Genomic DNA, 24140 nt, shown 5'->3' on the forward strand with positions numbered 1-24140 from the left:
CACGCTCCTCGACTCGGCCGCTTCCGGCATGCCGGACGGGGCTGGTGCCGACAGCGTGCGCAACGTCCGCCGCACCTTGGCTCGGCGGTCCGTCATCACGGAGCGGACGACCCCATTGGAGGACCGTCTGGGCGGATTCGGGGTGGGGGAGAGGGCCCGCAGGGGCGGAGGCGGCGACGCGGATCGTGCCATGGAGGACTTCGGCGGGGCCCTGCGCCATCACGCGCTTCTCCGCTCAGCCGCATCCGGCACGGCGGACGGGCCCGACGCCGACAGCGTCCGCAATGCCGACCGCACCCTGGCCCGGTGGTCCATCATCACCGAGCGGGCGACCCCGTCGAGAACCGCCCAGGCCGACGCGGCGTCCGGGAGCGCGGCCTCGCGTACGTCCCGTCCGTGCAACCGCACCCACAGCCGGCGCATGTAGGCGGCCCAGGGCGTTCGCAGGTCCTCGGCGAGGGCGTCCAGGACACCGCCGTCCGGATCGGGGCTGGGCGAGACGGTCATCCGGCGGGCGCGGAGGACCGAAGCCTCCCTTCGCCAACGGCTGTTGACGGCCCGGTGCGCCGACGTCCGCCCCGGCGCGGACTCTCCGGTGCCGAGCGGATCGAGTCCTACCGCGAGCCGGCCGCCCAGCACGGCAGCGACGCGCAGGGTCTCGTCGTACAGACCGAGCGGAGCGCAACTGCGGCCGACCTCCCGCCCGACCAGCTCCGGCACGGTGGGCAGTTGCTCGCGTCGGGCCGACGACTGGAGTACGACGAAGAGTCGTTCGAAGAGTGTGCGGTCCAGCGGCGCGGGCAGCGTGGCCGTCGAAGCACCCCGGCCGACCTGCGGACGCGGCGGCAACTGCCGCTCCGTCAGCCCGAGATGGGCCGGAAGATCGTCACGGCCCCAGACCCCGCCCGCCTGCGTCCACAGCGTCCGGCCGAGCAGTTCACCGTGCCCCGCCTCCACCATGGCCGCGTACTCCGGTGACTTCCCCGGCCCCGCCACTTTGCCGCAGGCTTCCAGAGCCTGGGCCGCCAGCGTGAGCGCAGTGGCCGTAGCCGAGGCCGGAGCCAACCGGCGACTCGCCCACTCGGCGACCAACTCCTTTTCGAGTCCGGCCTGTTGGGAGGGGTCCGCGAGATGACGCTTCAGCGCGTCCACCGTACGGCCGCCGTCGGCGTCCGCAGCGTCCTGGACGACGGCCCTGGCCAACTCGCCCGTGCCCGCGTCGGCGCCGGGCGGACCATGCTCGGAGGCCAACTCGAAGCACCGTTGGAAGTAGAGATCCTGGGGATTGCCCGTCACGACGCCCAGCGCCCGGCGGGTCCTCTTGAGGAGCGTGAACCACTGTGCCGTCGCGACGAGCCGCGCGCCGGACTCCCGTATCAGCGCGTCGAGACGCTCGGCCGGTTCCGGTGCCAGGAAGTCCGCGGAGAGTTCGGGGTGCAGCGCCGGCCTGACGATCAGCGGCAGCACGATCAGCTTGACCGTCCGGGTCAACGGGGCGCCACCCGGGCCACTGAGCGCCTCCAGCCCCGCCCCGAGACCACGCCAGGCACCGTCGATGACCATGGCGCGCGGTCGGCGCTCACCAGTCGACTGGCTCGGAAACGGCATGTCAGGAGGGTACGTCGTCCGAGATCGCGCGGGCGAACCTGGGATCGGTAGGGGATGCGCGGTAGGTAGCGTCCACCGGGACAGCGGGAACCACGGGAATCCACCCCGACCAGAAGGAGACACCGCCATGGGAATCTTCGGGCGCCGCAAGACCCGCGAGGAGCGGGCCGCCGAGATCGCGGGCCAAGTGGCGGGCGGCAAGGGCTTCTACGGCCGTGCCACTCGCGCGTTCCTCGGCAACGAGGACTTCGCCCGGGTCCAGCAGTCGATCGGCGCCTACAACTCGGGCCTCGGAGTACAGCAGTTGCTCGCCGCCGGAGCGCCGACCACCGCCGCCGTCGTCGTATCGATCAGCGACACCGGTCAGTTGGTCAACCACGACCCGGTCGTGGACCTGGTGGTGCAGCCGACCGGCGGCACCGACCGGATCACCCTCCACACCATCGTCTCCAAGCTGCGGATCCCCCGTGCCGGGGACCAGGTGCTGTTGGTGGCCGACCCGGCGCAGCCCGGGAGCTACCTCTACGCCGGGGACGGGGTGGCCCTGTGACCCAGTCCCCGTACTTCGACGCGCCGCTGAACGACTCCACGATGCTCTCCTTCGACGGCAGGGTGCTGGAGGTGTTCGGTTTCAACGACGCCGCCCGCTACCACGTCTGGGAGGAACCCCGGATCGAGTTCCGCACCGGCCGGAGCCACAAACTGACGATCACCACCAAGGCAGGCAGAAGCCACACCATGTACTACGACGCCCACCGCCTCCCCGACCTGCAAGCCCTGGCGGAGCGACTGGAGCGGAGCCGGCCAGGGGGCGCGCAGCACTGACATGGCCGACGACGGGGAACGGGACGAAAGCGTCCCCACGTCACCGGAGATGTCACTGGTGGGGCAGGTCGGCGGAGTGGATGCCGCGAGCCTGTATCTCAGTGCCGCGGTGATGTTTCTGTGCGGCCCGGTCATGCTGGCCTTCGCCTTCTTCACCGGCGCCGAACTCATGGTCATGGGCGTCGTGTTCACGGTGGTCTTCGTTCCCGTGGGCCTGGGGCTCTGGTTCCACACGGGCGCCGAGAGAGAGCTCAACCGGCGGCTCGACGCCGTCGGGGTTCCGGCGACCGCGGAGGTCACCGACCTTACCGACTTCGACCGGAACGGCGAGGAGTCCGGCGTCCTGGTCGATCTGCGGATCGGCGGGCCGGGGCTGCGGACGTTCGAGACGACCTGGAAACGCACGCACCACCCCGCCCTGCGCGTCGGCCTCCGGCTGAAGGCCGTGGTCGATCCGAACGGCGGCCGGTTTCGCGTGGAGTTGTAGGTGCGAGCACCTGCGTACACGAAGAAGGAGGACAATGCGCAGCCGTGCCGGTGTGTTCGTGGGCAACCTGGTGTTCACCGCGGTCTGCCTTTCGGTGGCACCGTTCTTTCTCCTGGTGGGTTGGTCCGCCTGGGCCGACGATCCCGGCTGGGGCTGGCCGGCGTTGGCGATCTGCTGCGGGCTCGGCGGCACGATCATGATTCCTGTCCTCGCGTCGACCAGCACGCGACAGGAATATCCCCGCATCACACGCAGGGACCGCGTCAAGGGCGAGCGGACCTCGTACGGGAACGACTCGTTCGTCATGTGGGCGCCCCGGTCCCCCAAGGGCTCGGAGCAGGCCGAGTTGGTACGGGCGGATGTCCTGGAGGCGTCGCTGGTCCGCTACAGACCCGAGGGCGAGGCGACCTTCACGACCCACTCCGGCAACTACACCCCCGACGAGTTCACGCCATTGATCAAGCTGAGGCTGCGGGTGTACGGCGCCGAGGTGTCCGATGCGGCCGCCCGGTTCGAGGTCACGGGCGAGTGTCGGGTGCCGTCCCTGTGCCTGTCGGCGATCACGGCGGGCCGCCTGGCCGTCCTTGTCCACCCCGCCCCGCCGGGCACCCAGCGGACGGCCGTTCCCCTGTGGCCGAGCAGCGCCCTGCTCGCAGGCGCCAGAACCGCCCGGGTGATCGACCTGGAAGGCCGAACGTCCGTGGTGACAAGACGTGTTGAACGCCAGTTGCGGCAGATGCGGATCTCACGCGAGGCCGGAGGCATCGCCATGACCGGCGACACGCTCGACCTCCGCCGCCTGGACCCGCACACGGCGGCTCGTCTCAATGCCCTGGCCGACCAGGACCGGGCCTACCCCGAGGAACCGGCACCGGTGAGCGAACCGGGCGAGGAAGCCCGCCGGCTCGCGGACCAACTCCCGGGCGAGGCAGGCGCGTTCGGCTCGGTCGGCCGACGCTGGTCGCGCCGCGGCGGCGTCCTGGTCCGCGCCCGCTTCCTGGAGATGCGCGCCAGGACCACCTTCCAGGACCACGGCCCGGTCCTCGACACCGTGCTCCGCGTCCAACCGGCGGACGGCACACCCCCGTTCGACGCGGCCCGCCGCCTGACGGTGCCGATGGACTACCTGACGGTCCTCCACCGCACCAAGGAGGTCGTCCTCGTCGTCAGCCCGAACAGCGTCTCGTACGTGGTCGACTGGGCCCGCACCAACCTCCTCGCGGGCGTCACCGAGGCCGCCGTGATCACCCCGGACGCCCAGGAACTCCCTCTCACCGGACGCCCCGATCTCATCTGGGCCTTGATGAACCTCCTTGCTTCCCACGGCATTTCGGTCACAACACCCGTCCTGGACCTCCGCAAGCGCCGCATGAGCACGGTGGCGGGCATGGCGCTGCACATGGTGCGGAGCCACTCCGAACCCCACACCTGTGCATGATGTCCGCTGTGGACGGTGAGCAGGGTGAGCACGAACAGCGGCAGACCAGGACGGGCCGGCCGCCCGCGACCTCGCGGGCCGCACTGGAGCGGGTGGGCTTCGAGCTGTTCGCACGGCAGGGCTTCGACCGGACGACCGTCGACGACATCGCCGCCGCGGCGGGCATCGGCCGCCGCACCTTCTTCCGCTACTTCGCCTCCAAGAACGACCTGGTGTGGGGCGACTTCGAAGCCGAACTGGTCAAGCTCGACGGCCTGTTGACGGCCGCCGATCCGGCCGCCCCGATGATGGACGCACTGCGCGGCGCGGTCGTCGAGTTCAACCGCTTCGACCCGGCGGCCGTGCCCTGGCACCGCCAGCGCATGGCACTCATCCTGAAGGTCCCGACCCTCCAGGCCGACTCGACCGTCCGCTACGCCTCGTGGCGCTCCCTCGTCACGAAGTTCGCCGCGAGCCGCACCGGCCGGCCAACCTCGGACCTGCTGCCCGCCCTGATCGGCCACACGGTCCTGGCCGCGTGCATCGCCGCGTACGACCACTGGCTGACGGACGAACAGGCCAGCCTTGGGGGGCTGTTGGACCTGGGTCTACGGCAACTGGCGGCCGGCTTCGAGGGCCCGGCTGGGCTCTGACTCCGGGACTCTTTCTGGGCAGGGGGTGTCGTTTGGGTGTTTGGTGGCGAGTTCGCTGTTGTGGTGCTGGTCTTGGGGGTCGCGTCGCTGTGGGCTGATGCGGCCGTGTGCTGTGCCTCGTGGGGGTGCCTGGTCGCGGAGTGCGGCGGGCCGGGTGGCGTGTTGGTCCTGGGTCTACGTCAACTTGGGGTCGGCTTCGGGGGCCTGGCCGGGCTCCGACCTCGTGCCCCCTTCCGGGCAGGGGGTGTCGCATGGGTGTCGGCGGCGAGTTCGCCGATATGCCGCTGATCCTGAGGGGCGCGACGCTGCGGGCCGACTCGCCCGTGCGCTACGCCTCGTAGCGGTGCCTCGGCACACAGTTCCCCGGCCGGGCGGCGCGTCGGCCCTGGCCCTACGGCAGCTCGCGGTCGGCTTCGAGGAACCGGCCGGACTGTGACCCCGCGCCCGCAACCTCTACGGCACGTCGCGCCGCATCGCATCGGCGACGAGCTCCCCGACGAGCACAGCAGTGGCCGCCGGCCCCCGCAGCGGCGGACTCGGCAGGATCGATGTGTCCGCGACCCGTAGCCCGACGACACCGTGTACCCGCCCGTAGTGGTCCACGGCTGACCCGGCAGCGTCGGCGGGACCCATCGGAACCGTGCCGCAGGTGTGGTGCGAGGTACCGAGGTGCGTCTCGATCCAGCGGTCGAGCAGTCGGTCGTCCGCCAGGACCTTCGGCCCCGGCTCCACCAGCCCGCGGGACACCTCCGCGAACGCGTCCGTCGCCACCAACTCGGCCGTGGTGCGGGCGACTTCACGCAGGCGTCGCCGGTCCTCGACGGTCTCCAGATAGCCGTAGTCGAGACGCGGGGGAGTGGCCGCGTCGGCGGAACGTGTGCGCAGGCGCCCGCTGAGCCGGGGTGACTGCACGGACGCCAGGAACGCCAGGGGCGCGCCGGGCACGGTCACCGTTGCGCCGACCAGGCCTGCCATGGGGACCAGCGACTGCAGGATCTCCAGATCGCCGCCCGGGTACTCGCCGTCCGACGAGGACAGGTGGAGGCATCCGCCGAGCCAGGAGCCGGCGGGTTCGGGCAGCGGTCGTCGCGGCCGCCATTCCAGAACCAGCTGCGGATGGTCGCCGAACCTGGCTCCTACGGCAGCGGAGTCCACGGTGACCGGAATGCCGAGGCGCTCCAGCTCGTCGGGCGGTCCGATGCCCGACAGGTGCAACAGGTGGGCGGACCCGAACGCCCCGGCGCACAGCACGACTTCGCCGCACTCCATGGTCGTACGACGACCGTCGCGCTCGACGACGACGCCGGTCGCGCGCCCGTGTTCGACGACGACCCTTTGGACCGAACTCCCGCCCACTACCCGGAGGTTGGGGCGGTCGAGTGCCTTCAGGAGATAGCCGATACCGGTGTTGACCCGTGTCCCGTCCAGCGCGTTGGACGGTACGGGCCCGAACCCGGGCGTACCCTGGGCGTTCTTGTCGGCCTCCTCGGGGAACCCCAACTCCCGTGCCGCCGACCGGAATGCCGCGGCGGCGGGGTGCCGCAGGCCGGTGCTCCGGACCGGCACGGGACCCCCGGAGCCGTGCGTCTCGTCGGCGCCGTGGTCGAGATCGGACTCCATCGACCGCAGCAGCGGAAGCACCCGCTCGTACGACCAGGCGGCACCTCCCACCGCCGACCAGCGCTCGAAGTCCTCCCGCCGGGCGCGCACGAAGTACCCGCCGTTGACGGTCGTCGACCCGCCGAGCAGGCGCCCCCGTACGACCGTATAGGGCCGCCGTGGCGTGAGGTGGACGGCGTACGGCTGGACGGCGGGATGCCCGGGCTGCGCACCCGGAACGAGTCGCGCGTCCAGCAACCCTCGTCCGAAGAGGGCGAGTTGGCGCGGTACAGGCCCCGCCTCCAGCAGCAGCACACTCCGCCCGGAGTCCTCGCTCAGCCGCGCGGCCAGCGGTGCGCCGCTGCCGCCCGCGCCCACGACGATGACGTCCGGGCGGCTCAACCGGGCCCCGACGCAGCTATAGACCGACCGGTCGAAAGAATCATGGTGTCTCCCTCTTCACTTTCGGCACCGGGTGCCATTACTGTCGACCGCGCAGCCGCCCAGATGCCCAGGGAGAGTCGCATGAACGAACTCCGGTCCGCACCGACCGTCCCGGCCAACGAGAACCAGGCCGAAGAACCCGTCACGGAAGGGCAGTTGATCGAGGCCGACGACCTCATCGAGGAGATCTCCATCGACGGCATGTGCGGTGTCTACTAAGCCGCGCGCATGACCGCGCCGACCCTTGACCGCGCCCTCGGTCTGCACCCCCAGGTCTCGGTGCGACCGGAACCGTTCGGCGCGCTTCTCTACCACTTCGGCACCCGCAGGCTGACGTTCCTCAAGGACCGCAGACTCCTGGCCGTCGTCGAGTCCCTCACGGACGCCCCCACGGCCCGCGCCGCCTGTCTGGCGGCCGGTGTCGAGGAGGCCGAACTACCGCGCTACGGAAGGGCCTTGGCAGCCCTCACCGAGTCGTCGATGCTCGTCGGAAGGACCCCATGACCGCCACCGCCGACCCGACCCGGCTGGTCGATCTCTTCGAGTCCGGGCTCGACGCGCCGATCTGCCTCACCTGGGAACTGACCTACGCCTGCAACCTGGCCTGCACCCACTGCCTCTCCAGCTCCGGCCGACGCGACCCGCGCGAGCTGAGCACCGCCGAAGCCAAGGCGGTCATCGACGAGTTGGAGGCCATGCAGGTCTTCTACGTCAACATCGGCGGCGGAGAGCCCACCGTCCGCGCCGACTTCTGGGAACTCCTCGACTACGCCACCGCCCACCACGTCGGCGTGAAGTTCTCCACCAACGGCGTCCGCATCACCCCCGAAGCCGCCCGCCGCCTCGCCGCCAACGACTACGTGGACGTCCAGATCTCCCTCGACGGCGCGACCGCGGACGTCAACGACGCGGTACGCGGCGCCGGTTCGTACGCGACCGCACTGCGCGCGATGGAGAACCTCGCCGCCGCCGACATGCGCAACTTCAAGCTGTCCGTGGTCTGCACCCGCCACAACATCCCCCAACTCGACGAGTTCAAGGCCCTAGCCGACCACTACGGTGCCCAACTCCGTCTGACCCGCCTGCGCCCCTCCGGCCGCGGCGCCGACGTCTGGGACGACCTCCACCCGACCGCCGCCCAGCAACGCGAGCTGTACGACTGGCTGTTGGCCCACGGCGACAACGTGCTCACCGGCGACTCCTTCTTCCATCTCTCCGCCTACGGCGAGGCGCTCCCCGGCCTCAACCTGTGCGGCGCCGGACGCGTCGTCTGCCTGATCGACCCGGTCGGCGACGTCTACGCCTGCCCGTTCGCCATCCACGACGAGTTCCTCGCCGGGAACGTCCGCACGCCCGGCGGCTTCACACAGGTGTGGCGCGGCTCGGAACTGTTCGGGCGCCTGCGCACCCCGCAGCACGGCGGAGCCTGCGCGTCCTGCGCGTTCTACGACACCTGCAAGGGCGGCTGCATGGCCGCCAAGTTCTTCACCGGACTACCGTTGGACGGCCCCGACCCCGAGTGCGTGCAGGGCTACGGCGAACAGCAACTCGCCCAGCGCGCAAGGGACGGAGCCGATCTCCCCAAGCCGTCCGCCGACCACTCCCGGCGACGCCCTGTCGACCTTGTCCTGACCCGGCGCCGGGACCTGGAGCGGCCCCCGGTCGGCGACTGCGCCGAGGACCCCCTGGCCGGCCTGCGCCTCAGCCGGCCGTAGCACAGCAGCTCAACAGCTCAACCGAAGGGACGCGGCACATGGGCAGGAACCCCTGGTTCGAGACGGTCGCCGAAGCACAGCGCCGGGCGAAGAAACGGCTGCCGAGCACGGTCTACGGCGCGCTCGTCGCGGGCTCGGAGCGCGGCCGTACGATCGACGACAACACGGCGGCGTTCGCCCAACTGGGCTTTGCGCCAAGGGTCGTGGGCCACCACGCTGAGCGTGATCTGTCCACGACCGTGCTCGGGGTGCCCACCTCCCTGCCGGTGCTGATCTCACCGACCGGAGTGCAGGCCGTGGACCCCGAGGGCGAGGTCGCCGTGGCCCGGGCCGCGGCGAGCCGGGGCGTCCTCATGGGCCTGAGTTCCTTTGCCAGCAAGCCCGTTGAAGAAGTCGCCGCCGCTCAGCCGGACCTCTTCTACCAGCTCTACTGGAGCGGCACACGGGCGACGATGGTGCAGCGCATGGACCGGGCCAGGGAGGCCGGTGCCAAGGCGCTCATCGTCACCCTCGACTGGTCCTTCTCCCACGGCAGGGACTGGGGGAGCCCGTCCATCCCGGACAAGCTCGACCTGAAGACCATGCTGAAGTTCGCGCCCGACGTGCTGCCCCACCCCGGCTGGCTGCTCCGCTTCGCCAAGTCCCGTCGCCTGCCCGACCTTTCGGTGCCCAACCTGCGGCCCCCGGGCGGGGAGGCCCCCACCTTCTTCGGCGCCTACGGCGAGTGGATGCAGACCACGCCTCCGACTTGGGAGGACGTGGCCTGGCTGCGCAAGGAGTGGGGCGGGCCCTTCCTGCTCAAGGGAGTCACCCGCGTCGACGACGCCAAGCGGGCCGTCGACGCCGGTGTCTCCGCCCTGTCCGTCTCCAACCACGGAGGCAACAACCTCGACACCACCCCCGCCACCATCCGGGTACTCCCCGCGATAGCGGACGCGGTCGGCGACCAGATCGAAGTCCTCCTGGACGGCGGAGTCCGCCGGGGCGGCGACGTGGCCAAGGCCCTCGCCCTCGGCGCCCGCGCCGTCCTGATAGGCCGCGCCTATCTCTGGGGCCTGGCGGCGAACGGACAGGCCGGCGTCGAGAACGTCCTGGACATCCTCCGTGGCGGCCTCGACTCGGCGGTGCTGGGCCTCGGGCACTCCTCCGTCCACGAGTTGTCGCCGGACGACCTGGTGATCCCCCCGGGCTTCCCCCTCGTCCTGGGCCGCGAAGCCCCGGCCGCCTGACCATGCTCCGGGACCCGGCGCCCCAACTCGCCCACACCGCCTGGCCGTCCGTGCCGTCCGACGCCCTCGTTCTCCTGCCGATCGGGTCCACCGAACAGCACGGCCCGCATCTGCCGCTCGACACGGACAGCTTCATCGCCGACGCCATCGCGCGACGAGCCGCAACTTCCGTCCCCACGGCGCTCGTTGCGCCGACCCTTCCCTACGGCGCGAGCGGCGAGCACGCGGACTTCCCCGGAACGGTCTCCATCGGCCAGGAAGCGCTGCGCACCGTACTGGTGGAGGCCGTACGCTCGCTGTCCCTGTGGGCCCGGCGGATCGTCCTCGTCAACGGCCACGGCGGCAACACCGCGCCCCTCGACACCGCCCTCCGCCTGCTCCGCTCCGAAGGCCACGACGTGGCCTGGACCGCCTGCGCCGTCCCCGGCGGCGACGCGCACGCCGGCCGCACCGAGACCTCGGTGATGCTCCATCTCGCCCCGGACCGGGTGAAGTTGGAGGCCGCTGTCGCCGGTGACACCCGACCGCTGGCCGCGCTCCTCCCGGAACTGATGGCCCACGGCGTCCGCGCGGTCTCACCCTCAGGCGTCCTCGGCGACCCGACCGGCGCCACGGCGGCCGAGGGCCGCCGGGCGACGGACGCGATGGTGGCCGCCGCCGTCCGCCGGATCACCGCCTGGACCGTGGACGACCGGGGCCGCCTCGCCGAGCCGGTCCCCGGGCGGTTGGCCCGGCAGGTCGTACGGCCATGACGCTGCCTGTCGGCTTCCTGGTCGAACTCGACCGCCACACCCGGGTCGTGGACGGCGGCCGGGCCCTCGTCGGCGGCTTCCCGACCCGGCTCATCCGGCTGACCGCGAGGGCCCAACGGCTGCTCACCGGGCGGACGTTGCGTGTCCGGGACGCGGCGAGCGCACTGCTCGCGGACCGGCTGCTCGACCTAGGCATGGCCAATCCGGTCGTAGGCTCGCTGCCCCTGCCCGCCGATCCCCGGTACACGGTCGTCGTGCCGGTCCGCGACCGGCCACGCCAACTCGCCCGTCTGCTCGGCAGTGTTGGCGCCGACCACCCCGTGATCGTGGTCGACGACGCGTCACGGCACCCGAAGGCCGTCGCCGCCGTCGCCGCCGAACACGGGGCCACGCTGGTCACCTTGACGACGAACGTCGGCCCGGCGGGCGCCCGCAACGCCGGACTCCGGCTCGTGGCAACGCCCTTCGTCGTGTTCGCCGACTCCGACATCGTGCCGGACCCGGACACCGTGCCCACTCTCCTGAGACACTTCGCCGACCCCGCCGTCGCCATGGCCGTACCGCGCATCACCGGCCTGCCCTCCGCCGCCCCGACCTGGATCGAACGCTACGAGAACGCCCGCTCCTCCCTCGACCTGGGCGCCCACCCCGCTGGAGTACGACCCGGCAGCCCCGTCTCCTGGGCCTCGACAGCCTGCGTCGTGGCCAGGGTGGACGCGCTGAAGGAGGGCTTCGACGAGCGAATGCGGGTCGGCGAGGACGTCGACCTGTGCTGGCGCCTGATCGAACAGGGCCGACGGGTGCGCTACGAGCCGGTGGCCGAGGCGGCACACGAACACCGCACACGGGCCGGCGACTGGCTGCTGCGCAAGGCCGTCTACGGCACCGGCGCGCATCCCCTCGCCGAACGCCACCCGCGCTTCATCGCCCCGGCCGTGTTCGCCCCCTGGAGCGCCGCACTCGTCACCGCCCTGCTCGCCCAACGCCGCTGGTCGGCACCCGCTGTTGGAGCCGTCCTCGTGGGTGTCACCTTCAGAATCGGCCGCAAACTCGACGGCACCCGACACCCCCACCGCCTCGCCGCGCAACTCACGGCCAACGGGGCCCTGGCGGCCGTAGCCCAGACCTCGGCGCTGTTGAACCGGCATTGGTGGCCCCTCACGGTCGTCGGCTGTGTGGCGTCCCGCCGGATACGCAGGGCCGCCGCGGTGGCCGCGCTGGCCGACATCGCCCTTGAGTACCGCCGCGACCGGGCCCACCTCGACCCGATCCGCTACGGCGTCGCGCGCCGCCTCGACGACGTCGCCTACGGCGCCGGCGTATGGCTGTCCGCACTCAAAGGCCGCTCCACCACGGCCCTGCGACCTCGCATCACCCGCTGATCCTCAAGTCCCGGTCAGCGGAAAGCGGCCAGCGGACGTCCGGTCCGGGAAAAGACACTGAGACCATCCCGCCGCGCGTCCGCGGCACTTGCGCGATACCGGTCAGCAGGAGGTGTGCGGCGTGACGCACGAAGTGGTCAACCGTGTCGAGGAACTCGGGCCCGAACTGGCCGCACTCGCCGAAGAGAACGAGAAACTCGGCAAGTTGAGCGACCGCACCGTCGAACTGCTCCGCTCGGCCGGCGTGATCCGACTCCTCCAGCCGAAGGAGTTCGGCGGCTACAGCGCCCACCCCCGGGACTTCGCGGAGGCGGTGATGGCCGTCGCACGGCACGACGGGGCCGCCGGGTGGGTGTGCGGTGTCGTCGGTGTACACCCTTGGGAACTGGCCCAGTTGGACCCCCGGCTCGCCCACGAGGTGTGGGACGAGAACCCGGACTCCTGGATCGCCTCGCCCTACATGCCGAACGGCATCGCCGACCCCGTGGACGGCGGATACGTCCTCAGCGGACGCTGGCCCTTCTCCTCCGGCAGCGACCACTGCGACTGGGACTTCCTCGGCGCGCTCGTCGGCGACGGCAAGGGCAAGCCGGCCGGCCCGATCTCCGTACTCCATGTCGTACTGCCGCGCTCGGACTACGAGATCATCGACGGTACCTGGGACGTGATCGGCCTCGCGGGCACCGGCAGCAAGGACGTCGTCGTCGACAAGGCGTTCATCCCCACCTACCGCACCATCAAGCAGGAAGTGGTCCAGGAGGGCACCGCCGCCGAGGCGGTCGGACTCACCGACACCCTCTACAAGTTGCCCTTCAGCTCCATGTTCCCCCTCGGGATCACCGCCGCCGTCATCGGCATCTGCGAGGGCGCGCTCGCCCTCCACCTGTCCCAGCAGCGCGACCGTGTCGCCGTGACCGGAGTCCAAGTACGCGACGACCCCTATGTGTTGTACGCCGCCGGAGAGGCCGCGGCGGAGATCGCCGCCTCACGGGTCCAACTGATCGACGGAATCAGCCGGTTGTACGACCAGGTCGAGGCCGGGCAGCCCATCTCCGTCGAGGACCGGTCCAACGTCCGCCGCAACCAGGTCCGTTGCGCCTGGCGTGCCGTCTCCGCCCTGGACGAGATCTTCGTACGGTCCGGCGGGAACGCGATCCGGCGCGACAACCCGATGCAGCGGTTCTGGCGGGACGCGCACGTGGGGCTCCAGCACATGATCCATGTCCCCGGGTCCGCGTATCACGCCAACGCCCTGGCGCAGATGGGACTTGAACTGCCCGAAGCGATGCGCGTGCTGATCTGACAGGGCGTCAAGAACGTGCGAGAACAAGGAGGGGCCGTGACGGACGCGGTCGAGGCGCGCCAATTCCGTGAGGTGCTGGGGCACTTCCCCACCAGCGTGGTCGCCATCACCACCACGGACGAGGACCGGCAACCCCGGGGAATGATCGTCGGAACCTTCATGTCCGTGTCCCTGGAACCGCCCCTGGTGTCCTTCCTGGTGGACGGTTCCTCCAACACCCTGCGGACGATCCGGGCGGCCGGACGTTTCTGCGCCAACGCGCTCGCGGGCAACCAGGAACGCCTTTCCCGACAGATGGCCGGCGGCCCGAACCGCTTCGAGGGCAACGACTGGCAGGAATCCCCGCTCGGCAATCCCGTCCTCGACGGAATCGTCGCGTGGGTCGACTGCACGGTCGAGAAGATCGTCGAACTCGGCGACCACGAACTGGTCGTAGGACGGGTCCGCACGCTCCGCGTCGAGTCGATGAAGACCCCACTGCTCTTCTTCCGCGGTGGATACGGCGACTACCTGTCGAGCGCGACGCTGCTGCTGGACCGGCTCGTCGGCTGGTGAACGGGCTGGTTGACGGGCTGTTGAACGAGCGAACAATGAGCCGCGAGATCAAAGGAGATCCGTCGATGCGACAAGACCTGCACTTCAGATTGGAACGCGTCTCCGCATGGTGCGGATTCGTACTGCTGCTGGGCTTCGCCGTAGCTTTCTCCATCGGCCACCTCATTACGCCGATGGACCCGACGACGGATGCACAAGGCGTCGTGAAATTCCTCACCGACCACCAGACCGGCATTCTCGCCTGTGCCGCGATCATGGTCCTGGTGGTCCCCTTCGAGTACCCCTTCGTCGTCGTGACCAGCATGCAGATGCGCCGTATCGAGGGCGGCTGGGGTCTGCTCTCCATGATCCAGCTCCTCACCGGTGTCGTCGCCCCGATCGGCTTCTTCTTCCCGATCGCGATACTCGCCGCCGCGGCCTACCGCCCGGAAAGCCACTCACCCGACGTGCTCTACGCGATGTCGGACATCTACTGGCTCATGCTCGTCGGCAACGCCTGCATATTCGTCCTCCAGGTCTGGTCGATCGGATACGCGGCCCTCGTCGACAACCGGGCCAAGCCGGTGTTCCCGCGCTGGTTCGGCTATCTCAACCTGGTACTCGGAGTTCTGCTCATCCCCGGCGCCTTCGTCTTCCTCACCAAGACCGGCCCGTTCGCCTGGAACGGACTCCTCGCGAACGTCCTTCCCACGGTGGTGTACTTCATCTGGAAGATCGCCACACCGATCGTGCTGTTGCGCGCGGTGAAGTCCGAAGAGGAGGAGGCCGCCGGGGCGGCTTCGGAATCCGCTGAACTGGCGAGCGCGTAGGCGGTCTTGGTCGATCGTCGGCCGGCGGACCGTGGCGACCTGATCCACTCCCGGTAGATGTAGTCCAGGGCGTTCTTGAGTGCGCCGGGGAACGAGTGGTTGTACTCCGGGGTGAGGTATACATACCCGTCGAACAGCTCGTCGTCGGCGCTGCCGTGAGCGCGCACCGTGTCGGCGAGCTCTCCGAGTCGTTCGACTCGGGAGAACAGCCGTGTCTCGCACCCGTTGACGCGCATGGAGAACCGCGGCCTCGTGGAGCCGATCCACAGCGGGGCCGGAGGTCGCCGTACCGGGCCAACAGGCCGGAGCCAGTCCTCCCGCAACTCCGCCAGCGACCGGTGTTCAGCGCTGCGCGCGGCGGGCCAGCAGGACCGAGTCCTCGGCCTCGACCGGCCCGGTGTCCCGGTTGAGTGTGCGGGTGCGCTGCTCCACTACGACGGGCTCGAAGTCGTCCGGCAGGCCGGGGAGGAGCTCCGCGGCCAGGAACATCGCCTTGCGGCGGCTCTCGGAGAGGAGCGTGAACTCGTGGGACGGCGCATGCCCGACCACCAGGAGTGACCCGCCGGGGGCGACGGCCGCGGCGAGGCGGCGGGTCACGTCGACCATGCCGCCGTCCGGGGCGTGCAGATAGTGGCTGGTGACCAAGTCGTACGAGCGGTCGCGGGCATCGAAGGTCCTGGCGTCCACCTGCCACCAGCCGACACGGTCGGCCACGCCGGCCTCGGCGGTGTGGCGGGCGGCACGGGCCAGGCCCTCGGCGGAGAAGTCCGCGCCGGTCACGCGCCACCCCTGCCCGGCGAGCCAGACCACGTCGCCTCCCTCGCCGCAACCGACGTCCAGCGCGGTGCCAGGGGCCAGTTCGCCGGCGGTGGCGACGAGCTGCGGATTGGGCTCGCCGCTCCAGAACCGCTTCTGCCCCGCGTACCGCTCGTCCCAACCCGTCGGCTCGAACATCGCGGCGATGGCCCGCTCATCGTGCTCGCCGCTTCGGCCGTGTTCGTGGTGTCCTGACACCGGATGCCTCCCGCTGCTCATGGTGCTGTGCCCGCCGCCCCGCTCGGGCGTGTTGTCGATGGTGCTCAGACCTGCGCCGATCCGCACGAAAAATTGCCGTTCCGGCAAACAGCAGGGCCCTGCGGACCACGGACCGACCAGTTCCACCGGCGGCACCTTGGCATTCCCGCTCATTTGTGAGATGTCTGCTTCAGACGCGCACTGGTGGACGCTTAGCGATCGCCGCCCTGGGCACTTGGGGATCGTCAGCACAGCTGTCGCGTCCGCCCGCCGAAGGCGCCTCTTCCCACGGCGCGCGGAGGCCGGGCAAGAGCTTGAGGAGTGCCGTGAACGTACGCATGGGAGTGGAGGAGGAGTTCCACATCCTGGAGGTGGAGAGCGGGCTGCTGGTACCGCGCGCCAACCAGGTGCTGCGACGGCTTCCCAAGCGGAGCTTCACCGCCGAACTCCACCAGTCCACCGTCGAGTCGAACAGCGGGGTGTATGCCTCGCTGGACGGCCTGTACGCCGACCTCTCCCGGACCAGGCGGCGGCTCGACAGGGCCGCCTCCTCGCTGGGACTGGCGGTCGTTGCCGCGGGCACCGCACCACTGGCGCCCGCCTTCTCCGGTCACCCCACCGCCGACGCTCGCTACCACCACATGGTCGAGGAGTACCGGCAGGTGGCCGACGAGCAGCTCATCTGCGGTGCTCAGATCCACGTGGACGTACCCGACCGTGACACGGCCGTGGGCGTCATGTGCCCGATCTCGCCGTGGCTGCCCGTGCTGCTGGCGCTGAGCGCGAGTTCCCCGTTCTGGCAGGGGTCCGACACCGGCTACGCGAGCTGGCGCACGCTGGTGTGGCAGCGCTGGCCCACCGCGGGTCCGGTGGGCTGCTACGCCGACGCGGCCGAGTACGACTCCGCCGTCGACGACCTCGTCCGGGCCGGAATCATCAGCGACGCGGGGATGATCTATTACGACGTACGGCCGTCCGACCATCTGCCCACGCTGGAACTGCGCATCTGCGACGCCTGCCCGCGGGTCGAGACCGTCGTGCTCATCGCCGGGCTGTTCCGCGCCCTGGTGACCGACGCCCGTGGCCGCCGTGCGGCCGGTGAGGTGGAGTGCGACGGCCACCACGAATGGCTGCGCGGTGCCTCGTGGCGCGCCGCGCGATCCGGCCTGGAGGGGACGCTGGTGGATCCCGAGACCCGTCGCAAGGCACCCGCCGCACACGTCGTCCGCCGGCTTCTGTCCCGCCTGCGTCCCGAGCTTGAGGCCCACGGCGACTGGCAGACCGTCAACACGCTGACCAGCCAGGCCCTGGCGGAAGGCAGCGCCGCTCGGCGCGTGCGTCGCACGGCCAGGGAAGGAGGTCTGCTGGCATGTGCCGACATGCTGATCGCCGAGACCCGCGGCTCGGACACGGGCCCGGCGGACACCTCGACGGCATCCGGGGCACCGGAGGCCGTCACCCGCTGACCCGGGCTGTCCCGCGAGGTCGGCAGGCGTGGCCCGGAGAGCGCGCGACCACGACGCCGTCATGGCTGGACCGATGCTTGCCTCTGGTCACCACGCGTTGATGACCGGTGCGTCGGGTTCGTGCTGCCGCCATGCCTCGTTGAGGCGCGCGAGCCGGTCCGCGGTGGCGATGCCGAGCAGGGACGCGACCTTGCCGTCGCCGAATGCGAACGCCACGGCGCCCACGACCCGGTCGTCGGTCACGGCGAGGAGTGCCGGGGAGCCGTTGACCAGTGCGATGTGGAACGCGGGAGAGCCGCCGGCCAGCCGCCGCTTCGCCGGTGTGGGTTTGAAGCCGGCCCGCACGTAGGAGGCGACGCGCTCGCGCGTGTTGTAGCGCAGCAGCCGCCTGGCCAGTCCGTAGCCGTCCGAGACCGCGGTCGCGTCGTCGGTGAGCAGCGCCACCAGCCGTTCGGTGCGCCCCGACATGGCGGCGGCGAGGAACTCCTCGACGATCCGGCGCGCGGACCCGGGGTCCACCTCGTCGCCGCCGCGCTGCTCGGCGGTGATCCGGATCCGGGCCCGGTGGACATGCTGTTGGCTCGCGGACTCGGTGATGTCGAGAATCCCGGCGATCTCGGCGTGGGGGTACGAAAAGGCCTCACGCAGGACGTAGACGGCCCGCTCGACCGGCGAGAGGCGCTCCATCAGGGTCAGTACGGCCAAGGACACCGACTCGCGCTGCTCGAAGGTTTCGGCGGGGCCGAGCATCGGGTCGCCTTCGAGGAGTGGCTCGGGCAGCCAGGCACCGGCCGCCCGCTCGTGGCGCGCCCGCGCCGAGCGGAGCCGGTCGAGGCAGAGATTGGTGACGACCTTGGTCAGCCAGGCCTCCGGCAGCTCGATGCGTTCCCGGTCTGCCGCCTGCCAGCGCAGGAACGCGTCCTGTACGGCGTCCTCGGCGTCGGCGGCCGAGCCGAGCAGACGGTACGAGAGGGAGGCCAGCCGGCCCCGGCTGGCCTCGAACCGATCGATGGCTGCGCTGTCCATGCGGGCAGCCTATGCGGCGACCTTCACACCGGCCCGGTCAGGCGCGGTGGCCAGGCGGTGCCTGCGCTTGGGCATGCCGAAGGTCGGGTGGACGATGCCCCACCAGGCGCCCTTGAGCACGCCCGACTTGAGCCGCGCGGCGGACCGTCCGCCCAGGTACCAGGACTTCGGGTGGGCGTCCCCGTCCACCATCTGGAAGATCGCGTCACGTCGCCCGAGGCTGATGTGGTTGCCGTGGTATTTCAGCCCGGTGGTCGGTACCGTGCGGCCGGTCAGGCGGGCGATGATCGCGGCGGTCGCCTGCATGTTGGTGTAGCCGGCCGAAGCGCAGGACATCGGCAGCGGCCGGCCGTTCTCGCCGATCGCGCAGGCGCTGTCACCGGCGGCGTAGACGTCCGGGTGCGAGACCGAGCGCATGGTGCGGTCGACGACGATCTGGCCGGTCCCGGTGACCTCCAGGCCGCTGGCGGCCGCGATCGGGTGCACGGCGAACCCGGCCGCCCACACCGTCACGTCGGCCGGGACGGACGTACCGTCGGCGGCGATCGCCCGTGTCGGCTCGACGGCCTCGATGCCGGTGTGCTCGTGGACGGTGATGCCGAGCCGGTCGAACGCCTGGCGCAGGTGACGGCGGGCCCTCGGTGAGAGCCAGGCGCCCAACTCGCCGCGGGCGGCGAGCACGACCGAGAGGTCGGGGCGGGACTCGGCGAACTCGGTGGCGGTCTCGATGCCGGTCAGCCCCTCACCGACGACCAGCACGGTGCCGCCCTTGCCCAGGCCGTCCAGGCGCTCGCGCAGACGCAGCGCCGAGGACCGGCCGGTCACATCGAACGCGTACTCCGCCACGCCGGGGACGCCATGGTGGGCCACGGAGCTGCCGAGCGCGTAGAGAAGCGTGTCGTAAGTGAGCTCGCCGTCGCCGTCCTCGCCGGTCACGGCGACGGTCCTGCGCTCGGGGTCGACGCCGGTGACCCGCGCCACCCTCAGCCGCACGCCGGTGCCCGCGAACACGTCGGTGAGCTTGTGGAACGCGAGGTCCTGACCGATCGCGAGCTGGTGGAGCCGCATCCGCTCGACGAAGTCGGGCACGGCGTTGACAACGGTGATCTCGGTGTCGGCGGGGGAGAGCCGACGGGCCAGGTTTCCGGCGGCGAAGGCCCCGGCATATCCAGCGCCGAGTACGACGATGCGGTGCTTCATGGCGTGGCTCCTGTCTCGTTCGCGTGCCCCTTGAACGAGACGGCGCCCCGATAGCTGACAGGAGCCGGGTGTGATGCGGGTCACCGCACCTGGACGAACGACTCGCCCCGGCTGACTCGCCCCTCGTCGCCCGACCGGAGCGTCCCAGCCACAGCCGGGCGACGGGTGAGGGCACCGCTCCGTGTCCCTCGTTTCTGATTCGGAGCCGTCGCTCCCGCGGATGGGTGCGGATGCCGACCGCCTCCGACCGATGGACGCCGGCGGCTGGAGGGACTCTGTGCGGGAGCCGACGTTGTGCTTCGACTCGCGCGGGCGCCATGAGGAAGTCCCGAACGTCATTTACCGACTACGCCAGGAATACCTGGGTGCCCTCGACGATGACGCCTTCCCTCACGTCCTGGCCGAGGTACGTGCCGATGTGCCCGAGGCGGATCTCCGCACCGTGCCGGCGGCGGCCTTCGGACGCAATCCCGACGGCACCGCCGTCGACCACGTGTAGGCCCACGCGCGCTCAGCAACCCGATGTCACAAAACGTGCCGCCCGTTCGTCGTCCAGGAGATCGGCATCCCGCAACGGATCACCGAGCAGCACGACCACCTACAACGACGGAGAAAACGTGTTCGCCGCCTACGTGACAGTCACCATCCTCGGCGCGCTCTTCAACGGCGCCGCCGCGGTCACCTACCTGATCGGCCACGAATACCCCAAGACGCAGGCGGACATGAAGGGCCTGCCCCGGAAGTGGGTACCGGTGCTGGGCGCGCTGCTGGCGGCGGGGACCGTGGGGCTGCTGGCCGGGCTCGCCGTGCCGCTCCTGGGAACCCTCGCCGCCTCCGGCCTCGTGCTGTACTTCATCGGCGCGATCATCGCCCACCTGCGGGTGGGTTCCCGCAACATAGTGGGCGGGATCGTGTTCCTCGCCACCGCGATCGCCGCCCTGGCTCTGGGCCTGGCCTACCACGGACCCTCATGACCTGCGGGACCCGACGATGCGGAACGTGGGATGGTCGGCGGGGTCGGGGAGTTGGCGGAAGGTCTCCGCGACGGTGGGGAAGCGGCCGAACTGTTCGAGGTAGACGTGGATGAGCGGCGGACGCTCGCCGACCGGCACCTCGACCGCCTCGAACTCCTCGGCCCTGCCCTTGCGTTGCAGTCGTCCGCTCTTCGCGGCACGCAGGTTGCGGGACCACTCGGTGTTGCCGCGCGGCGCGATGAGATACCGCTCCCCTTCGTGATCGAGGACGGCCACCGGCACACTCCGCCAGCGCCCGCTGATACGGCCGCGGACGCTCAGCGTGCTCAGCACCGACCGGGCGAAGAGCTTGGCCATCCGGTTGCCGATGACCCGTGCTCCCCACGGCGGGGGCAGATAGGGGGCGCTCGACGCTGTCATGGGGCCTCCTCGGGCAAGCGTCGCTATCATTCTAGGGTGACACTAAATATAGGGTCACCCTAGAAAAATCGAACCCCGCCCCCACGAATCAGGTGCAGACGTGACGACCGGCCTACGCGAGTCGAAGAAGCGGCAGACGCGGACACTGATCGCGGACACCGCCTGGCGGATGTTCACCGACCGGGGGTTCGACGCGGTACGCGTCGCCGAGATCGCCCGCGAGGCCGGGGTCTCCGAGGCCACCGTCTTCAACTACTTCCCGCGCAAGGAAGACCTGCTCTACACCCGGCTCGAAGCCTTCGGGGAGCGGCTCCTCGCGGCCGTCGACTCCCGACAGGCCGGAGTCTCCGTCCTGGACGCCGTACGGACGTTCCTGTCCCGGTCCTCGGGTCTCCTCGCCCAGGTCGAGGCCGGGGACGACGAGGCACTCGTACGACTGCGCACCGTCCACCGCATGATCGCCGGCAGCCCCGCACTACGGGCCCGCGAACAACAGGCCGTCGCCGACGCCACCACCGCCCTGGCCGCACGCATCACCGCCGAGACCGGCGGACCGACCGGGACCGTCGACGTCACCGCGTATGTGGCCGCGAACGCCCTCATGGGCGTCCATCGCGCCCTCATCGACCTCGTACGACAACGCGTCCTGGCCGACGAGGCCGCCGACCGGCTCGCCGCCGACGTCCGCGCGTACGGCACACAGGCCTTCGACCTTCTCGCGCAAGGCTTCGCCGACTACGCCGTACGGTCGCCCGGATACGGCGCGGAGGCCTGAACAGACTGCGGGAGCAAGGCGGTTGGGATGCCCAGCGCTCCGGACCGCGCCCACCACGGCGGCCGCAGTCGTCGTCCTCGCGACCCCTGCCGGTACGCTGCCGTCATGCCCACAGCCCTGGTCACCGGCGCGACGGCCGGCATCGGAGCGGCGTTCGCGCGGAGGCTCGCCGCGGACGGCTTCGATCTGGTTCTGCTCGCGCGGGACGCCGAGCGTCTCAAACAGGCCGCCGACGCGTACCGGACCACCCACGGCATCGAGGTGGAGGTCCTGCCGGCGGACCTGAACACGGGGGTCGGGCTCGCGAAGGCGGAGCAACGCGCCGCCCACGGTGTGGACTTGGTGGTGAACAACGCGGGGTTCGGGCAGCGCGGCGACTTCACCGACACCGAACTCTCCGAAGAACTGGCGATGTTGCGCGTGCACTGCGAAGCCGTTCTACGGCTCACCCGCGCCGCCCTGCCCGGCATGGTGGAACGCGGGCGCGGTGGCGTCATCAACGTCGCCTCGGTCGCGGCGTTCTTCCCGCGCGGGTCGTACAGCGCGTCCAAGGCATGGGTGGTGACGTTCAGCGAGAGCGCGTGCCAACAGGCGGCCGGTACCGGTGCCCACGTGATGGCCCTGTGCCCCGGTTGGGTGCGGACCGAGTTCCACGAACGGTCGGGCATGGACACCTCGGGGATCCCGGCGGCGATGTGGCTCGACGCGGACCAGTTCGTCGACGCCGCGATCCGGGACTTCCGTCGGGGCGTACCGGTGAGCGTGCCGGACATCCGCTACAAGGCCATGGTCGGAATGGGCCGTGTCCTGCCCCGCCGACTCGTCGCACGCCTCTCCGCACGGGCGGGCAGCCGGCACCAGTAGCCCGTCCGGCCAGAAGTCGAGCCCGGCTAGACCGAGAGCGCGAAGCCGCCCGTCACCCGCAGCGTCTCACCCGTGACGAACGACGCCTTCGACGAGACCAGATAGAGCAGCGCCTCGACGATGTCCCCTTCCGTGCCCTCCTGTTGGAGGATCTGCTCGCCCAGAACCCGCTTCGCCTCGGCCTCCGGCAGTTCGGCGCGGACGGTGTCCGTGAAGATCAGGCCCGGGGCGATCGCGTTGACGCGGATGCCGTCCGCGGCGAACTCGCGCGCGAAGGACACGGTCAGTCCGCGTACGGCGAGTTTGGAGACGCCGTAGATGCTGCGGTTGGCGTAGGCGGCCGACGAGGAGATGTTGACGATGCTGGCGCCGGCGCGACCTCGCATGGCCGGCTGCGCCGCGAGGGAGCAGATGACGACGCCCATGACGTTCACGTCGAGTACGCGTCGCACGTTGGCGAGGCCGAGTTCGGTGAACGGCCGGTTGTAGGCGGCGTGCAGGCCCGCGTTGTTGACCAGGATGTCGAGACCGCCGTGCCGTTCGGCCAGTTCGCCGATGGCCGACTCGACCGCGTCCTCGTCTGCGACGTCGCAGGCGACCCCGGTCACGCTGCCGCCCGCGGCGGTGAGTTCGGCGGCGGCGGCCTGCGCCGCGCCGCCGTCGATGTCCGCGAGCACGACATGCGCGCCCCGCGCCGACAACGCGGCGCCGAACGCCTTGCCGAACCCGCGCCCGCCTCCGGTGATGAACGCGACCTTGCCGTGGTGCTCGTCCTGGTCCGGCATTACCGATGCTCCCGTCGTCGACGTGGTCCGAATGGGCGCCCGGCGCCCGTCACTTGGGGCCGAACCGCTGTCCCGCGTCGAGCCGCAGGCACTGGCCGTTGAGCATCGGGTTGTCGACGATGGCGAGCGCGAGTTTGGCGTACTCCTCGGGGCGGCCCAGGCGTTTGGGGAACGCCGCGTCCTTGACCAGTTCCGCCCGCACGTCGTCCGGGATCTTCTCGACGGCGCCCGTGTCGAACAGGCTGGGCGCGATGGCCAGCACCCGGATGCCGAGCGAGCCGAGATCGCGCGCCATGGTGAGACACATGCCGGCGATGGCGGCCTTGGCGGCCCCGTAGGCGACCTGGCCGACCTGGCCCTCGAAGGCGGCGATCGACGAGGTGTTGATGACGACCCCGCGTTCGCCGTCGGGGTCATCGGGCTCGTTGCGGCTCATGTGCGCGGCGGCGAGCCGGCTGATGTTGAAGGTCGCGACGGCGTTGAGGTCGAGGACGCGGCGGAAGGTGTCGAGGTCGTGCGGCCCGGTCCGGCCGAGCGTCCGCTGCGCCTTGCCGCCACCGGCAGTCGTGATCGAGACATGCAGCCCGCCCAGCGACTCCACGGCGGCGGCCAGCGCACTTTCCGTCGCCTCGAAGTCGGTGACGTCGACCGGCTGGAAACGCCCGCCCAGCGCCGCGGCGACCTCCGCGCCGGCCGATGCCGGACGGTCGAGTACGACGACTTCGGCGCCGCGTGCGGCGAGCAACTCCGCACTGGCACGGCCCATTCCGGAGGCGCCGCCGAACACGACGGCCTTCTTGCCCTTGATCTCCATCGATCGATTCCCTTTCGCTTGCGG

At 70.7% G+C, this 24140-nt stretch carries 27 protein-coding genes and 1 pseudogene; 19 read left to right on the forward strand and 9 right to left on the reverse strand.

Features of this window, described 5'->3' with window-relative positions; translation table 11 throughout:
- Window positions 1-219: 219 nt before the first annotated feature.
- Window positions 220-1608 (reverse strand): hypothetical protein, encoded by a 1389-nt coding sequence (locus AB0M63_RS39475; protein WP_366022766.1) that lies wholly within the window; start codon window positions 1606-1608, stop codon window positions 220-222.
- 127 nt (window positions 1609-1735) lie between these two features.
- Here AB0M63_RS39475 and AB0M63_RS39480 point away from each other — a divergent pair, with 127 nt between their 5' ends.
- Genes AB0M63_RS39480 through mftR form a run of 5 tightly spaced genes read left to right on the forward strand, consistent with a single transcriptional unit; the run spans window position 1736 to window position 4990 of the window.
- Window positions 1736-2158, forward strand: a complete 423-nt coding sequence (locus AB0M63_RS39480; RefSeq protein ID WP_366022767.1) for a hypothetical protein — start codon at window positions 1736-1738, stop codon at window positions 2156-2158.
- Entirely contained in the window at window positions 2155-2433 is a 279-nt protein-coding gene (locus AB0M63_RS39485) for a hypothetical protein (RefSeq protein ID WP_366022768.1), read from the forward strand. Before AB0M63_RS39480 ends, AB0M63_RS39485 begins: the two co-directional genes overlap by 4 nt.
- Window position 2434: 1 nt before the next feature.
- On the forward strand, window positions 2435-2920 hold the full coding sequence (locus AB0M63_RS39490; RefSeq protein ID WP_366022769.1) for a hypothetical protein: 486 nt from the start codon (window positions 2435-2437) through the stop codon (window positions 2918-2920).
- 34 nt (window positions 2921-2954) lie between these two features.
- Window positions 2955-4358: a hypothetical protein gene (locus tag AB0M63_RS39495; RefSeq protein WP_366022770.1), complete on the forward strand. Its 1404-nt coding sequence runs from the start codon at window positions 2955-2957 to the stop codon at window positions 4356-4358.
- 8 nt (window positions 4359-4366) lie between these two features.
- On the forward strand, window positions 4367-4990 hold the full coding sequence (mftR, locus tag AB0M63_RS39500; RefSeq protein ID WP_366022771.1) for a mycofactocin system transcriptional regulator: 624 nt from the start codon (window positions 4367-4369) through the stop codon (window positions 4988-4990).
- A 453-nt stretch (window positions 4991-5443) separates the two neighbouring features.
- Here the strand turns inward: mftR and mftG are convergent, their stop codons facing one another.
- On the reverse strand, window positions 5444-6991 hold the full coding sequence (gene mftG, locus AB0M63_RS39505) for a mycofactocin system GMC family oxidoreductase MftG (RefSeq protein WP_366022772.1): 1548 nt from the start codon (window positions 6989-6991) through the stop codon (window positions 5444-5446).
- Window positions 6992-7114: 123 nt separating this feature from the next.
- Between mftG and mftA the strand changes: the two genes are divergently transcribed.
- The 9 genes from mftA (at window position 7115) to AB0M63_RS39550 (ending at window position 14778) form a co-directional block, all read left to right on the forward strand.
- A complete protein-coding gene (mftA, locus tag AB0M63_RS39510; RefSeq protein ID WP_355913762.1) occupies window positions 7115-7252 on the forward strand; it encodes a mycofactocin precursor MftA in 138 nt (45 codons plus the stop codon).
- Between the two features lie 9 nt (window positions 7253-7261).
- Window positions 7262-7537 carry a mycofactocin biosynthesis chaperone MftB gene (gene mftB, locus AB0M63_RS39515; RefSeq protein ID WP_355913759.1) on the forward strand — a complete coding sequence of 92 codons (276 nt, stop codon included), beginning with the start codon at window positions 7262-7264 and terminating at the stop codon, window positions 7535-7537.
- Window positions 7534-8748, forward strand: coding sequence for a mycofactocin radical SAM maturase (gene mftC, locus AB0M63_RS39520; RefSeq protein WP_355913755.1), 1215 nt, complete (start codon window positions 7534-7536; stop codon window positions 8746-8748). Before mftB ends, mftC begins: the two co-directional genes overlap by 4 nt.
- Before the next feature lie 38 nt (window positions 8749-8786).
- Window positions 8787-9977, forward strand: a complete 1191-nt coding sequence (mftD, locus tag AB0M63_RS39525; RefSeq protein WP_366022773.1) for a pre-mycofactocin synthase MftD — start codon at window positions 8787-8789, stop codon at window positions 9975-9977.
- Window positions 9978-9979: 2 nt separating this feature from the next.
- Window positions 9980-10729: a mycofactocin biosynthesis peptidyl-dipeptidase MftE gene (gene mftE, locus AB0M63_RS39530; RefSeq protein ID WP_366022774.1), complete on the forward strand. Its 750-nt coding sequence runs from the start codon at window positions 9980-9982 to the stop codon at window positions 10727-10729.
- Window positions 10726-12111, forward strand: coding sequence for a mycofactocin biosynthesis glycosyltransferase MftF (mftF, locus tag AB0M63_RS39535; RefSeq protein ID WP_366022775.1), 1386 nt, complete (start codon window positions 10726-10728; stop codon window positions 12109-12111). Before mftE ends, mftF begins: the two co-directional genes overlap by 4 nt.
- Window positions 12112-12232: 121 nt before the next feature.
- Window positions 12233-13414 (forward strand): hydroxylase, encoded by a 1182-nt coding sequence (locus AB0M63_RS39540; protein WP_366022776.1) that lies wholly within the window; start codon window positions 12233-12235, stop codon window positions 13412-13414.
- Between the two features lie 36 nt (window positions 13415-13450).
- Complete coding sequence (locus AB0M63_RS39545) at window positions 13451-13969, forward strand: flavin reductase family protein (RefSeq protein WP_366022777.1); 519 nt, start codon at window positions 13451-13453, stop codon at window positions 13967-13969.
- A gap of 65 nt (window positions 13970-14034) precedes the next feature.
- Complete coding sequence (locus tag AB0M63_RS39550) at window positions 14035-14778, forward strand: hypothetical protein (protein WP_355913737.1); 744 nt, start codon at window positions 14035-14037, stop codon at window positions 14776-14778.
- 20 nt (window positions 14779-14798) lie between these two features.
- Here AB0M63_RS39550 and AB0M63_RS39555 read toward each other — a convergent pair.
- Together AB0M63_RS39555 and AB0M63_RS39560 are read right to left on the reverse strand one after the other, a co-directional pair.
- Window positions 14799-14912: pseudogene (locus AB0M63_RS39555) on the reverse strand (NAD(P)H-dependent oxidoreductase); the annotation flags it as partial.
- A 208-nt stretch (window positions 14913-15120) separates the two neighbouring features.
- The gene (locus AB0M63_RS39560; RefSeq protein WP_366022778.1) at window positions 15121-15879 is read right to left on the reverse strand and encodes a class I SAM-dependent methyltransferase; all 759 of its coding nucleotides are present in this window, start codon (window positions 15877-15879) and stop codon (window positions 15121-15123) included.
- A 239-nt stretch (window positions 15880-16118) separates the two neighbouring features.
- Between AB0M63_RS39560 and AB0M63_RS39565 the strand changes: the two genes are divergently transcribed.
- Window positions 16119-17258: a glutamate--cysteine ligase gene (locus AB0M63_RS39565; protein ID WP_355913731.1), complete on the forward strand. Its 1140-nt coding sequence runs from the start codon at window positions 16119-16121 to the stop codon at window positions 17256-17258.
- 87 nt (window positions 17259-17345) lie between these two features.
- Here the strand turns inward: AB0M63_RS39565 and AB0M63_RS39570 are convergent, their stop codons facing one another.
- A complete protein-coding gene (locus AB0M63_RS39570) occupies window positions 17346-18284 on the reverse strand; it encodes a sigma-70 family RNA polymerase sigma factor (protein ID WP_366022779.1) in 939 nt (312 codons plus the stop codon).
- Between the two features lie 9 nt (window positions 18285-18293).
- Window positions 18294-19484, reverse strand: a complete 1191-nt coding sequence (locus AB0M63_RS39575) for an FAD-dependent oxidoreductase (RefSeq protein ID WP_366022780.1) — start codon at window positions 19482-19484, stop codon at window positions 18294-18296.
- A 277-nt stretch (window positions 19485-19761) separates the two neighbouring features.
- Between AB0M63_RS39575 and AB0M63_RS39580 the strand changes: the two genes are divergently transcribed.
- Both AB0M63_RS39580 and AB0M63_RS39585 read left to right on the forward strand, forming a co-directional pair.
- Window positions 19762-19983 (forward strand): hypothetical protein, encoded by a 222-nt coding sequence (locus tag AB0M63_RS39580; RefSeq protein ID WP_366022781.1) that lies wholly within the window; start codon window positions 19762-19764, stop codon window positions 19981-19983.
- Between the two features lie 118 nt (window positions 19984-20101).
- Entirely contained in the window at window positions 20102-20458 is a 357-nt protein-coding gene (locus AB0M63_RS39585; RefSeq protein ID WP_366022782.1) for a DoxX family protein, read from the forward strand.
- Here the strand turns inward: AB0M63_RS39585 and AB0M63_RS39590 are convergent.
- Window positions 20453-20878 (reverse strand): nitroreductase/quinone reductase family protein, encoded by a 426-nt coding sequence (locus AB0M63_RS39590; RefSeq protein ID WP_366022783.1) that lies wholly within the window; start codon window positions 20876-20878, stop codon window positions 20453-20455. The two genes, AB0M63_RS39585 and AB0M63_RS39590, sit on opposite strands and share 6 nt — an antisense overlap.
- Before the next feature lie 100 nt (window positions 20879-20978).
- Between AB0M63_RS39590 and AB0M63_RS39595 the strand changes: the two genes are divergently transcribed.
- Both AB0M63_RS39595 and AB0M63_RS39600 read left to right on the forward strand, forming a co-directional pair.
- Entirely contained in the window at window positions 20979-21653 is a 675-nt protein-coding gene (locus AB0M63_RS39595) for a TetR family transcriptional regulator (protein ID WP_366022784.1), read from the forward strand.
- A 105-nt stretch (window positions 21654-21758) separates the two neighbouring features.
- Window positions 21759-22517, forward strand: coding sequence for an SDR family oxidoreductase (locus AB0M63_RS39600; RefSeq protein WP_366022785.1), 759 nt, complete (start codon window positions 21759-21761; stop codon window positions 22515-22517).
- 26 nt (window positions 22518-22543) lie between these two features.
- Here the strand turns inward: AB0M63_RS39600 and AB0M63_RS39605 are convergent, their stop codons facing one another.
- Together AB0M63_RS39605 and AB0M63_RS39610 are read right to left on the reverse strand one after the other, a co-directional pair.
- Complete coding sequence (locus AB0M63_RS39605) at window positions 22544-23302, reverse strand: SDR family oxidoreductase (protein WP_366022786.1); 759 nt, start codon at window positions 23300-23302, stop codon at window positions 22544-22546.
- A gap of 49 nt (window positions 23303-23351) precedes the next feature.
- Window positions 23352-24116, reverse strand: coding sequence for an SDR family oxidoreductase (locus AB0M63_RS39610; protein ID WP_355913705.1), 765 nt, complete (start codon window positions 24114-24116; stop codon window positions 23352-23354).
- Between the last annotated feature and the right edge of the window lie 24 nt (window positions 24117-24140).

Source organism: Streptomyces sp. NPDC051576 (genome assembly GCF_040681835.1).
Lineage (GTDB): Bacteria > Actinomycetota > Actinomycetes > Streptomycetales > Streptomycetaceae > Streptomyces.

What these genes read in the sequence shown, in the direction of transcription:
- AB0M63_RS39475 (WP_366022766.1), bottom strand. Translation starts at nt 1,608, where the DNA reads ATGCCGTTTCCGAGCCAGTCGACTGGTGAGCGCCGACCGCGCGCCATG.
- AB0M63_RS39480 (WP_366022767.1), top strand. Translation starts at nt 1,736, where the DNA reads ATGGGAATCTTCGGGCGCCGCAAGACCCGCGAGGAGCGGGCCGCCGAG.
- AB0M63_RS39490 (WP_366022769.1), top strand. Translation starts at nt 2,435, where the DNA reads ATGGCCGACGACGGGGAACGGGACGAAAGCGTCCCCACGTCACCGGAG.
- AB0M63_RS39495 (WP_366022770.1), top strand. Translation starts at nt 2,955, where the DNA reads ATGCGCAGCCGTGCCGGTGTGTTCGTGGGCAACCTGGTGTTCACCGCG.
- mftA (WP_355913762.1), top strand. Translation starts at nt 7,115, where the DNA reads ATGAACGAACTCCGGTCCGCACCGACCGTCCCGGCCAACGAGAACCAG.
- mftB (WP_355913759.1), top strand. Translation starts at nt 7,262, where the DNA reads ATGACCGCGCCGACCCTTGACCGCGCCCTCGGTCTGCACCCCCAGGTC.
- mftC (WP_355913755.1), top strand. Translation starts at nt 7,534, where the DNA reads ATGACCGCCACCGCCGACCCGACCCGGCTGGTCGATCTCTTCGAGTCC.
- mftD (WP_366022773.1), top strand. Translation starts at nt 8,787, where the DNA reads ATGGGCAGGAACCCCTGGTTCGAGACGGTCGCCGAAGCACAGCGCCGG.
- mftE (WP_366022774.1), top strand. Translation starts at nt 9,980, where the DNA reads ATGCTCCGGGACCCGGCGCCCCAACTCGCCCACACCGCCTGGCCGTCC.
- mftF (WP_366022775.1), top strand. Translation starts at nt 10,726, where the DNA reads ATGACGCTGCCTGTCGGCTTCCTGGTCGAACTCGACCGCCACACCCGG.
- AB0M63_RS39550 (WP_355913737.1), top strand. Translation starts at nt 14,035, where the DNA reads ATGCGACAAGACCTGCACTTCAGATTGGAACGCGTCTCCGCATGGTGC.
- AB0M63_RS39570 (WP_366022779.1), bottom strand. Translation starts at nt 18,284, where the DNA reads ATGGACAGCGCAGCCATCGATCGGTTCGAGGCCAGCCGGGGCCGGCTG.
- AB0M63_RS39575 (WP_366022780.1), bottom strand. Translation starts at nt 19,484, where the DNA reads ATGAAGCACCGCATCGTCGTACTCGGCGCTGGATATGCCGGGGCCTTC.
- AB0M63_RS39590 (WP_366022783.1), bottom strand. Translation starts at nt 20,878, where the DNA reads ATGACAGCGTCGAGCGCCCCCTATCTGCCCCCGCCGTGGGGAGCACGG.
- AB0M63_RS39600 (WP_366022785.1), top strand. Translation starts at nt 21,759, where the DNA reads ATGCCCACAGCCCTGGTCACCGGCGCGACGGCCGGCATCGGAGCGGCG.
- AB0M63_RS39605 (WP_366022786.1), bottom strand. Translation starts at nt 23,302, where the DNA reads ATGCCGGACCAGGACGAGCACCACGGCAAGGTCGCGTTCATCACCGGA.
- AB0M63_RS39610 (WP_355913705.1), bottom strand. Translation starts at nt 24,116, where the DNA reads ATGGAGATCAAGGGCAAGAAGGCCGTCGTGTTCGGCGGCGCCTCCGGA.